General features: G+C 70.8%; 11 protein-coding genes. 6 read left to right on the top strand and 5 right to left on the bottom strand.

Annotated elements, in window-relative coordinates; translation table 11 throughout:
* Positions 1 to 882: HAD family hydrolase (locus ON39_RS30275; RefSeq protein WP_051187337.1), on the bottom strand; the 882-nt coding region annotated here is incomplete at its 3' end.
* 216 nt (positions 883 to 1,098) lie between these two features.
* Between ON39_RS30275 and ON39_RS30270 the strand changes: the two genes are divergently transcribed.
* From ON39_RS30270 to ON39_RS30250, 5 genes are all read left to right on the top strand, one after another.
* A complete protein-coding gene (locus ON39_RS30270; RefSeq protein WP_040739416.1) occupies positions 1,099 to 1,365 on the top strand; it encodes a glutaredoxin family protein in 267 nt (88 codons plus the stop codon).
* Between the two features lie 399 nt (positions 1,366 to 1,764).
* The gene (locus ON39_RS30265; RefSeq protein ID WP_040739415.1) at positions 1,765 to 2,622 is read left to right on the top strand and encodes a redox-sensing transcriptional repressor Rex; all 858 of its coding nucleotides are present in this window, start codon (positions 1,765 to 1,767) and stop codon (positions 2,620 to 2,622) included.
* 73 nt (positions 2,623 to 2,695) lie between these two features.
* On the top strand, positions 2,696 to 4,135 hold the full coding sequence (locus tag ON39_RS30260; protein ID WP_040739414.1) for a glutamyl-tRNA reductase: 1,440 nt from the start codon (positions 2,696 to 2,698) through the stop codon (positions 4,133 to 4,135).
* Entirely contained in the window at positions 4,132 to 5,211 is a 1,080-nt protein-coding gene (hemC, locus tag ON39_RS30255; RefSeq protein WP_051187336.1) for a hydroxymethylbilane synthase, read from the top strand. The genes ON39_RS30260 and hemC overlap by 4 nt, the downstream gene beginning before the upstream one ends.
* A gap of 73 nt (positions 5,212 to 5,284) precedes the next feature.
* Positions 5,285 to 6,850 carry a bifunctional uroporphyrinogen-III C-methyltransferase/uroporphyrinogen-III synthase gene (locus ON39_RS30250; RefSeq protein ID WP_040739412.1) on the top strand — a complete coding sequence of 522 codons (1,566 nt, stop codon included), beginning with the start codon at positions 5,285 to 5,287 and terminating at the stop codon, positions 6,848 to 6,850.
* 125 nt (positions 6,851 to 6,975) lie between these two features.
* On the opposite strand, the gene ON39_RS49110 is transcribed toward ON39_RS30250, so the two are convergent.
* The 3 genes from ON39_RS49110 to ON39_RS30235 form a co-directional block, all read right to left on the bottom strand.
* Complete coding sequence (locus ON39_RS49110) at positions 6,976 to 7,278, bottom strand: hypothetical protein (protein WP_146251101.1); 303 nt, start codon at positions 7,276 to 7,278, stop codon at positions 6,976 to 6,978.
* A gap of 78 nt (positions 7,279 to 7,356) precedes the next feature.
* Positions 7,357 to 7,629 carry a hypothetical protein gene (locus ON39_RS30240; RefSeq protein WP_085998287.1) on the bottom strand — a complete coding sequence of 91 codons (273 nt, stop codon included), beginning with the start codon at positions 7,627 to 7,629 and terminating at the stop codon, positions 7,357 to 7,359.
* Between the two features lie 107 nt (positions 7,630 to 7,736).
* The gene (locus ON39_RS30235) at positions 7,737 to 8,900 is read right to left on the bottom strand and encodes a hypothetical protein (protein ID WP_040739409.1); all 1,164 of its coding nucleotides are present in this window, start codon (positions 8,898 to 8,900) and stop codon (positions 7,737 to 7,739) included.
* A 135-nt stretch (positions 8,901 to 9,035) separates the two neighbouring features.
* Here ON39_RS30235 and ON39_RS30230 point away from each other — a divergent pair, with 135 nt between their 5' ends.
* A complete protein-coding gene (locus tag ON39_RS30230; protein ID WP_040739408.1) occupies positions 9,036 to 9,794 on the top strand; it encodes a helix-turn-helix transcriptional regulator in 759 nt (252 codons plus the stop codon).
* Between the two features lie 11 nt (positions 9,795 to 9,805).
* On the opposite strand, the gene ON39_RS46240 is transcribed toward ON39_RS30230, so the two are convergent.
* Positions 9,806 to 10,888 carry a tetratricopeptide repeat protein gene (locus ON39_RS46240; protein WP_051187335.1) on the bottom strand — a complete coding sequence of 361 codons (1,083 nt, stop codon included), beginning with the start codon at positions 10,886 to 10,888 and terminating at the stop codon, positions 9,806 to 9,808.
* Positions 10,889 to 10,896: the final 8 nt, after the last annotated feature.

Genomic DNA, 10,896 nt, shown 5'->3' with positions numbered 1-10,896 from the left:
CACGCCGATCTTCGCGGCCTTGCGGCCGGTGCGGAAGTCACGGATCTCCCAGCCCCGGTTCTTCGCCACCTCGCGCAGGTCCGAGTCCGGGTTGATCGCGACCGCGGTGCCGACCAGCGACAGCATCGGCACGTCGTTGTGGCTGTCGGAGTAGGCGGTGCAGCGCTTGAGGTTCAGTCCCTCGCGGATGGCCAGCGTGCGCACGGCGTGCGCCTTGCCGAGGCCGTGCAGGATGTCGCCGACCAGCCGTCCGGTGAACGTGCCGTCCACGCTCTCGGCCACGGTGCCGAGCGCGCCGGTGAGCCCGAGCCGCTTGGCGATCACCTGGGCCAGCTCCACCGGCGTCGCGGTGACCAGCCAGACCTGCTGGCCCGCGTCCAGGTGCATCTGCGCGAGAGCCCTTGTGCCGGGCCAGATCTTGTCGGCGATGATCTCGTCGTAGATCTCCTCGCCGAGCGCGGCCAGCTCGGCGGTGGATCGACCGGCGATGAACGCCAGCGCCTTCTCCTTGCCGCTGACCATGTCTGAGCTGTTCTCCCGCCCGGTGACCCGGAACTTGACCTGCTTCCATGCCACGTCGACCAGGTCGGAGGTCTTGAAGTACTTGCGCGCGGCCAGGCCGCGGGCGAAGTGCACGATCGAGGCGCCCTGCACCATCGTGTTGTCCACGTCGAAGAACGCCGCCGCGGTCAGGTCGCGCGGCACCTCGGGTCCGGTGGCGTCGGTCTCGGCGAGCGCCAGCTCCGCGTCGTGCAGCGACAACGCCGCGTCCGCGCTGGCCTCACCGGCCAGGTTGGCCCGCAGCTCCTCCTCGCTCGGGCCGAACGGGCTGCGTGGAATGCGGGCGAGCTGATCCTGCAGGCCCTGACCGATCGGGCCCAGACTCCACCGTGCCGGAAACTCGCCGAATCGTCCCGCGATGAATCCGGCCCTTGCCACCTTCGATCGTTCCGGCACCGATACCTCCGCCCGTCGCGCGAACCACGTCCACAGTAACCGGGGAAGCCGACACTCAGCGCGGAAGGCGGGGTGAGACACAATCGGGCAGTGCTCATTCCGGCTTCGCCGCGCCCGATGGCTCGCGGTTGAATAGCCGTCATGACCAATCCCACACATTCGGTGACCCTGTTGACGAGATCCGGCTGTGGACTGTGCGCGACCGCGCTGGACCAGCTGCGGGTTATTTGCGCGGACTTCGGCCTCGAGCCCGTGACGCTGGATGTCGACGAGGCCGCCGCCACCGACCCCGGCCTGCGCGCGGAGTTCGGTGATCGATTGCCGGTGGTGCTGCTCGACGGTCGTGAGCACAGCTATTTCGACGTGGACGAGGCGAGATTGCGAGCTGACCTGAGCCGCGAGGGCTGAGCGTCAGCGCCGGAGGAGGTAGCGCAGCGTGACCACGTAGGCGCAGCGAAGCCCTCGCATTGAACGCCGCGGGTTGAAGCGTCGGCGCCGGAGGAGGTAGCGCAGCGTGACCAGGGAGTGCGCGGCGAAGTCCGGAAATCGAACGCTGAAAGATAGCGAAGACTGTCCGTTTCCGCCGCAGCGCTGGTCGCGGCGGAAAATGAGGCCAATTTCACCGACTTTGTGAAGGGCTGCACAAGCAGTTACGGTGGTGGCACGCGGACCCGCATGCCGAGGCTGCGGGCCCACCGCGTAACGACACCCAGCATTCCGACACTTCGACCATGGCACCGGACCGTCCCGGGCCAGGGGTCAGCAACGACCGGAACCCGATCGGGGCCGGAACGAGGAGCCGACGACGTGACAGAGCAGCATGAGGCGCCGGGCGGCGTCTCCGGCAGGGCTCTGCAGAACATCCCGCAGGCCACCGTCGCGCGTCTGGCGACCTATCTCCGGGTCCTCGCCACGTTGGCCGACGAGGGTGTTGCCATCGTATCGAGTGAGGAACTGGCTGTCGCGGCGGGTGTCAATTCCGCCAAGTTGCGCAAGGATCTTTCCTTCCTCGGACCCAACGGCGTACGGGGTGTCGGCTATGACGTGGCCCGCCTGCGGGCAAGGATCGAGGATGTGCTCGGCCTGTCGCAGGGACACCGCGTGGTGCTCGTCGGCGCCGGGAATCTCGGCCGGGCCCTCGTGGGCTACGGGGGGTTCCAGCGGCGTGGCTTCACCGTGGTCGGCATCTTCGACAACCACCCCGACGTGATCGGGTTGCCGGTGGCCGGCCTGGTGGTGCGCGACGTCGCGGGGCTGGCCGAGGCGGTCGCCGCGCTGGAGCCGACCATCGCCGTCATCACCGTCCCCGACGACGCGGCCCAGGACGCCTGCGACCGGCTGGTCGCGGCCGGGCTGCAGTCCATCCTGAGCTTCGCGCCCTGCGAGCTGACGGCGCCGGCCTCGGTCGAGCTGCGCCGGGTCGACCTCGCGGTCGAGCTGCAGATGCTCTCGTTCGAGCGAGTGCGCAACGCGGACAACGCCGCCGAGCCCGCGAGCGTCGCGCCCGAGGTGACGCGTCCGGTGCCGAGCCGGATCAGTCACCGCGCGCCCACCGCCCATACCTCGGCCGTTCATCAGGCCCTCAAGCATTCGGCAGCCGCGCATACGGCGTCCTCGCACACGGCAACGGAGCCAAGCAGCAAGGGATCGGTGGTAAGTCCATGAGTGAGCGAAGCGAACGAATCATGTGCCAGCGTGCATCGCGCATGCCGGAGCCGAGCGTCAGCGAGGCGCAGGCATGAGTGTTCTTCTGGTCGGGATCTCGCATCGCAGCGCGCCCGTCTCGGTGCTGGAGAAGGTGGCCATCACCGACGCCGACCGGCCCAAGCTGATCGACCGCATGCTCACCTCGAGCCACGTGTCCGAGGCGATGATCGTCTCCACCTGCAACCGCGTCGAGGTCTACGCCGTAGTGGACGCCTTCCACGGCGGCCTCGCCGAGGTCGGCGACCTGCTCACCAAGCACTCCGGCCTGCCGCTGCCCGACCTGACCAAGCACGCCTACGTCCGCTACAGCGAGGCCGCCGCCGAGCACCTGTTCGCGGTCGCCAGCGGGCTCGACTCGATGGTGATCGGCGAGCAGCAGGTGCTCAGCCAGATCCGCGGCGCCTACGCCTCGGCCGACGCGCAGCAGGCGGTCGGGCGCACGCTGCACGAGCTGGCCCAGCACGCGCTGCGGGTCGGCAAGCGGGTGCACTCGGAGACCGGCATCGATCGGGCGGGCGCGTCGGTCGTCTCGGTCGCGCTGGACCGGGCCGAGCAGGTCGTCGGCGCGCTCGCGGGGCGGACCGCGGTCGTGGTCGGCGCGGGCGCGATGGGCAGCCTTGCGGTGGCGCATCTTTCGCGCGCGGGCATCGGCCGGATCGTGGTGGTGAACCGCACCATCGCGCGGGCCGCCCGGCTGGCCGAGACCGCGGCCGGTTACGGCGTGGCCGCCGAGGCGATGGAGCTCTCCCGGCTCACCGACGCGATGGCCCTGGCCGACGTGGTCGTCACGTGCACCGGCGCGGTCGGCAATGTGGTGACGCTGGCCGACACCCACCGCGCGCTGACCGAGCGCGAGCGCGGCGCCGAATTCGGCACCGCCGAACGGCCGTTGGTGTTCTGCGACCTCGGCCTGCCCCGCGACGTCGAGCACGCCGTCGCCGGGCTGCCCGGCGTGACGGTCATCGACATCGAGACACTGCAGCGCGACCCCGCCGCGGGCGCGGCCGCCGACGACACCGCAGCGGCCCGCGCGATCGTCGCCGACGAGCTCGCCAAATACCTGACCGGCCAGCGCATGGCCGAGGTCACCCCCACCGTCGCCGCGCTGCGCCAGCGCGCCGCGGAGGTGGTGGAAGCCGAACTGCTGCGGCTGGATTCGCGCCTGCCGAGCCTGGCCGATCCGGAGCGCGACGAGGTGGCCCGCACGGTGCGCCGGGTGGTCGACAAGCTGCTGCACGCGCCGACGGTGCGGGTCAAGCAGCTGGCCTCCACGCCGGGCGGCGACAGCTACGCCGAGGCGCTGCGCGAGCTGTTCGAGCTGAAACCCGGTGCGGCGCAGGCGGTTGCCGCGCCGATGGAGATCACCGCGATCGGCGACCGCGCGGGCATGCTGCTCGCCGACGCCGACATCGCGCTGGCCGACGACTTCACCGCGAGCCATCGCGGCGACGAACAGGGGCAGCCGGCATGACACTCGTGCAGGAAGAGGACAACGTGACAGCGGCAGGCACCGGCGCCCAGTGGCGGATCGGCACCCGCGGCAGCCTGCTCGCGCTCACCCAGTCGGGCACCATCCGCGATGCCCTGATCGCCGCCGGTCACGAGGCCGAGCTGGTCGTGGTGAAGACCGCGGGCGATCTGTCGTCGGAGCCGGTGCAGCAGATCGGCGTCGGCGTGTTCACCTCCGCGCTGCGGGACGAGCTGGCCGCGGGCACCATCGACATCGCGGTGCACTCCTACAAGGACCTGCCGACCGCGCAGGACCCGCGCTTCGCCATCGCCGCCATCCCGCCGCGGGAGGATCCGCGCGACGCGCTGGTGGCCCGCGACGGACTGGTGCTCGGCGAGCTGCCGGCGGGCGCCAAGGTCGGCACCTCCGCGCCGCGCCGGGCCTCGCAGCTGCGCGCGCTCGGTTTGGGCCTGGACATCGTGGCGTTGCGCGGCAATCTGGACACCCGCCTGCGCAAGGTCAGCGAGGGCGAGCTGGACGCGGTCGTGGTCGCCAGAGCCGGGCTGGCCAGGATCGACCGGCTCGACGCGGTGACCGAGGCCATGGAGCCGGTGCAGATGCTGCCCGCGCCGGGGCAGGGCGCGCTGGCCGTCGAATGCCGAAGCGAGGACGCCGAACTCATCGAGGTGCTGGCCGCCCTGGACGACGCGGCGACCCGCGCGTCGGTCGTCGCCGAGCGGTCGCTGCTCGCCGAACTGGAGGCGGGTTGCACCGCCCCGATCGGCGCGCTCGCCGAGGTGGTCGAGTCCATCGACGAGGACGGCCGCATCTTCGACGAGCTCTCGCTGCGCGCGTGCGCCGCCGCCATCGACGGCTCCGATGTGCTGCGGGCCTCGGTGGTCGGCGACCCCGCGGACGCCGACGAGCTCGGCCGAGCGCTGGCTCGTGAGCTACTCGACCTCGGCGCGCGCGAGCTGCTCAGCGTCGCCGAGCCCGGGCAGCAGGCCGCCGAACCGGACGACGGTTCGAGTACACAGGCGGTGAACGCGCCCGCCACAGACTTCACCCAACCCAGCCCAATGGAGAACAACCAATGAGCGAGCGCAGCGAGCGATTCATGACACAGTGCGCACCGCGCATGACGGAGCCGAGCGCTAGTGAGGTGGAGGCATGACCGGTCGAGCTGGCAAGAAGCAGCCGGGACGGATCCTTTTCGTGGGGTCCGGCCCTGGCGACCCGGCGCTGCTGACCGTGCGCGCCCGCGAGGTGATCGGCCGTGCGACGCTCGCGTTCACCGACCCCGACGTCGACAAGGGCGTGCTAGCCCTGATCGGAACCGCGGTCGAGGCCGACGCCGACGGTGCGCGCCCGGTGGACGTGCGCCCCGCGCTCGGCGAGCCCGCCGAGGTGGCCAAGACGCTGATCGCCGAGGCGCGCAACGGCCACGACGTCGTCCGCGTCGTCGCGGGCGACCCGCTGACGACCGACTCGGTGATCGCCGAGGTCAACGCGGTGACGCGCTCGCACATGGTGTTCGAGGTGCTGCCCGGCCTGCCCAACGGCTCGGCCGTGCCGAGCTACGCGGGCATCGCGCTCGGCTCCGGCCACACCGAGGCCGACGTGCGCGGGGAGGTCGACTGGGCCGCGCTGGCCGCCGCCCCCGGCCCGCTCGTGCTGCACGCGACCTCGGGTCACCTGGCCGAGACCGCCAGCGCCCTGGTCGAACACGGCCTGGCACCGCAGACCCCGGTCGCGGTCACCGTGCGCGGCACCACCCGCCAGCAGCGCACCATCGAGGCCACCCTGGCCACGCTGAACAGCGCCGCCTCCGAGCTGGTCGGCCCGCTGGTGGTGACCATCGGCAAGGTGGTCGCGTCGCGGTCGAAGATGTCCTGGTGGGAGTCGCGCGCGCTGTACGGCTGGACCGTGCTCGTGCCGCGCACCAAGGACCAGGCGGGCGAGATGAGCGAGCGGCTGGTCACCCACGGCGCCATTCCGATGGAGGTGCCGACGATCGCGGTCGAGCCGCCGCGCAGCCCCGCGCAGATGGAGCGCGCGGTCAAGGGCCTGGTCGACGGCCGCTACCAATGGGTGGTGTTCACCTCCACCAACGCGGTGCGCGCGGTGTGGGAGAAGTTCGCCGAATTCGGTTTGGACGCACGGGCTTTCTCCGGTGTGAAGATCGCCTGCGTCGGCGAGGCCACCGCGGATCGGGTCCGCTCGTTCGGCATCAACCCCGAACTGGTGCCCAGCGGTGAGCAGTCGTCGGAGGGCCTGCTCGCCGACTTCCCGCCCTACGACGACGTTTTCGATCCGGTGAACCGGGTCCTGTTGCCGCGCGCCGACATCGCCACCGAGACGCTGGCCGAGGGCCTGCGCGACCGCGGCTGGGAGATCGACGACGTCACCGCCTACCGCACCGTGCGCGCCTCGCCGCCGCCGGCGGAGACCCGCGAGATGATCAAGACCGGCGGCTTCGACGCGGTCCTGTTCACCTCGTCCTCCACGGTCCGCAACCTGGTCGGCATCGCGGGCAAGCCGCACACGCGCACGATCGTCGCGTGCATCGGCCCGAAGACCGCCGAGACGGCCATCGAGTTCGGCCTGCGCGTGGACGTGCAGCCCGAGGTCGCTCAGGTCGGCCCGCTGGTCGAGGCGCTCGCCGAGCACGCCGCCCGGCTGCGCGCGGAGGGGCTGCTGCCGCCGCCGCGCAAGAAGAGCCGCCGCAGCCGCTGACGCGTCGGCGTCGAGAACTGTTGCCGGGCAACGGTTTCGATGTCGCGTCAAGCGGCGTGCCCGGATAACTGAGGGCATCTCATCTCTTGTGGCCGGAGCTAGTTTGGCCTGGCGCGTCAGCGCGCTCACAAGAGAGAGTTGGTCTTCATGAAACGTTCGACAAGGCAGGTCGGCGCGGCGATGTTCGCCGCCGTGGTCATCGTATTGTCCGGCGGCGCTTCGGCATTCGCGGCGCCCATGCCCGCGTCGGCGGCCGGGCTCGCCGGCATCGATGGGTCGACGGGCAGCTCGACCGGTTCGGTCGGGGCGCTGCCCGCGATCGCCCGCGGCTTAGTCTGCCTGCTCAAGACGATGTCCGGCGGCACCGCCGTGGTGTGCACGGTATAGCGCGAGTAATGCTCGGGTAGCGCAATCAGTGCTCCCCGCAAGGAGTTTGCTCCGTAAGGATTTATCAGAACCGTCGGCCTCCGCACGCGGAGGCCGACGGTTCTGCTTGATGTGTTGGGTCAGTACCGCTTACTCATCAACGTGCGCACCATGGTGCAGGTGAGATCGGACGGCGGGCGAATGCCGACCACCTCGGCGGTGTACCGGATGCGCTTGTTGTTCGCCGCGCTCGGGTTGTAGACGCCCGAGTCGAGCAGCGCGATGGTCAGCCGCATCGCCTTGAGCTTCCGATTGTGTCGGACATACCAGGACCGCGGGCGCCCCGCGGGCAGTCGCTGCTTCTCCAGTGGTGCGTAGGGACGATCGATGAGGACGGTCTTCGTCGCGGGCACAGGCTTTCCTCCCGTTGCGATCGGGGGCTCGGCGAACCCCCTCGAACACTGTTTCGATTATATCCCGTACCACCGACAAAAACCGCTGGCCGCAAAGGTTTTGGCGGCTACTCCGGCGGGAGCGGATCGGGGCTGTACAGCCGCACCCGCAGCCACCACACGCCCTCGTTGTCGCCGATGTTGTTGTCGTTCATCGTCAGCGCGAGCGTCACCGGGCGCGCGCCCGCCCACTGCAGGCAACCGCCGTGGGCGCCGACCCAGAAGTAGCCGGACTGTCCCTCCCAGGTCCCGATCAATCCGTACTGGGGCAGATACGGTGCGGGCCAACCCTCCGGCGCCGGATGGTCGACACCGGCCCCGTCCGGGGTGTAACTCCCGTCCCACGGCCAGGAGCCGACTTTGATGGTCGGCGTGCTCGTTCCGCTGTCGCCCGGTCCTCCGCCGTATCCCGGTACCGGCGCCAGCGACCACCCGGCATCCAGCGCGTCCACCCGAAAGCTCTCGCCGGGAAACAGGGTCACGCGGACCGGCTCGAATCCTTTGTCGACGCCGAAGTCCGCGGTGACCTCTCGCTCGCCGTAACTGTTGTTCTTGCACCGCTTCAACGCGTAGGCGGGGTCGTAACCGCGACGGTCGTAATAGGCGGGGCACTGGTCGCCGATGCTCGTGCCGAGCACCGGGCAGCCGGGTTCCGGGTCTTTGAATGTGACGATGGTGACGACGAAACCTTCCGAGTTGTCGCCCTGTTCGCCGTCGTTCACGGTGAGCTGGAACCCCTGGAGCACGCCGGTCGTATTGACGTAGCAGGTCGGCCCCACGCCCATCAGCCGAAGATCCCCCTGCACGCCGCCGACGAGGCCGTAGCGGGAGACGCCGGGGGCGGGGAACTCCGGACCCGCCGCGATGCCGTCGCCGTTCGGCCCGTAGCCGGAGTCCCACGGCCAGCGCGTGTTCTTGACCCGGGAGGACGGGAGGGCGGCGATGCGGATCGCCTCGCCGGGGCCGAGGAACCGGACGACATGGTTCCAGGATTCGGTGCCGTTGATGGTGGCGGTCATGTCCGGGGTCCAGTAGTCGGGCTCCGGATACGCCTGGCAGCGTTCGAGATTCGTCGCGTCCGAGGGCCCCGCGGGCGCGGCGGTCGCCGGGGTCGACGCCGCGGCCCAGGCCACGACAAGTATCGCCGCCGCGCAGGCCCGCACGAGCGGTGGGCGGGTGCGGCGGCGAATTCCCTTGCGCGAGAGCGGTATCGCGATCTTCGTGAGTGTCATGGACAACGTCTCCTCCACCTTCGTGTCCTGCTCGAACGGTAGGGTTCCGGCGGAGGGCGGCGGTATACGCAGAACTTCGTATACCGGGCTGTACAGGGGGATGTTCCGTACGAATCCGTCGGCGACAATGCGAGGATGACGGCCTTGCACGGGGGAGACGCCGCGCGCATCCACGACCTGGCGATGCAGATCCTCACCGAGAAGCAGCCGGTCCGGGTGTGGCCGCTGCTCATGGAACGCCTGACCGGCGACCTACCCTGCGACCTGGCCGTGCTCATCGACCTGGACTGGCAGGCGGGGACGGGCCACGCGCTCACCGGCTCGCCCGACTGGCTGCACGAGGCGCCGCTGGACGCGCTCATCGACTCGCACATGCGCGCGCACCCGTTGCTACGGCACTACGCGCACGCCCGTGATCGGCGATCGCTGACCATGGACGAGGTGGCCGACGACCGCTGGTGGCAGAGCGAGGCGTACCGCGCGGGCAAGGCGGCGATCGGCATCGACCGGCAGCTGGCACTGCCTTTGCGCTCGCGGCCCGGCCGGATCCGCGGGGTCATCATGAGCCGCAGCGGCCACGGCTTCACCGACCGCGACCTCGAATACGCCGAGCTGGCACGGACTTTGCTCGACACCGTGGAGGCGCACGAGACGGCCTTCGCCAAGCCCGCCCTGGCCGATTCCGGGCAGTACCGCCTCACGCCACGCGAACTCGCGGTGCTCGGGCTGCTCTGCGACGGACTCACCGCGCACGCCATCGGCAGCCGCCTCGGCATCAGCCCGGCCACCGTGACCAAACACAAGGAGAATCTCTACCGCAAGCTGCGGGTCAACGATCGCGTCACGGCGATACGCAAGGCCCAGGACCTCGGACTGGTCGGCCCGCCCGGCTGAGGCGTCGACCGTCAGAGATCGTGCAGCAAGCTCAGCGACTGCGGATGGCCCAGGGCGGCGGCGCGTTCGAGCAACTGCCTGGCCTCCTGCTGGGCCGGCGTGCGGCCGGTGGCGATGGCCGCGGCGGCGCGCAGCACGCCCGGCTCGGAGAGGTCGCCGGTGAACGGGTAGGTCTCCCGTTCGCGCAGGAACAGCGCCAGGTGGAACATCGAGTCCGGGTCGTCGGCCGCCACCCCGCGGCGCAGCCAATATTCACCTGTCGCGGTGTCGTCGTGATCGAGGTGCAGCGAGCCGAGGATCGCCATGGCGTCGGTGCGGCCGCGGCGGACCGCCTCGGTGAGCAGCTCGACCGCCCGCTCGAACTCGCCGCGCCGGGCCACGTAGAGGCCCAGAGTTCGCATGGCCGTGGGGTTTCCGGCGTCGGCGGCGCGCTCGTACCACTGCTCGGCCTCGTCGTTGCTGCCGCGCCGATTCGCCACGACGCCCATGTTGCACAGCGCCTCCGGCGAGCCGGCCTCGGCCGCGGGGCGCAGCCACCGCTCGGCCTCGTCGATATTGCCGCGCTCGAGCTGCAACAGTCCCAGCTGTAGGTCCGCGCCCGCACAGCCCGCGGCGATCGCCGCGGTCAGCCAGCGCACCGCCTCGGCGACGCGGCCGTGCGTGCCGAGCAGCAGGCCGAGGTCGGCCATGGCGGTCGCGCTGCCGCGCTCGGCCGCGCGGCGGAACCAGTGTTCGGCCTCGGTCAGCGTGTTCGCGTCGCGCAGCAGATGCGCGAGCTGCTCCATCGCGCCGACGTCGCCGCGCTCGGCGATGGCCCGCAGCGTGGCGAGCCTGCGCTCGTGCGCGGTCGGGGCGGGGTCGGGCCGCGGGTCGCGAAACGACTGGAGGCCGATCGGGTCCACGGGGTGCTCGTCGTCGGGCGGCCCGCCGCGTTCGCGGGCGGCGATGGACGCGCTCCACTCGGCGAACCGTTCGTCCTCGGGCCCGATCTCGACCATCCCGTTGGCGATGGTGCCGTCGGGTTGCTTGCCCTGCCACGGGATCAACAGCCGCCCGTCGGCCAGTCGGCGGGCGCCCGAAGCGGGTTCTGTCATCGCGGACC

This window comes from Nocardia tenerifensis NBRC 101015, from assembly GCF_000308715.1.
GTDB lineage: Bacteria > Actinomycetota > Actinomycetes > Mycobacteriales > Mycobacteriaceae > Nocardia > Nocardia tenerifensis.
The sequence above is the reverse complement of the archived record's forward strand: the minus strand, read 5'-3'. Positions and strand labels throughout refer to the sequence as shown.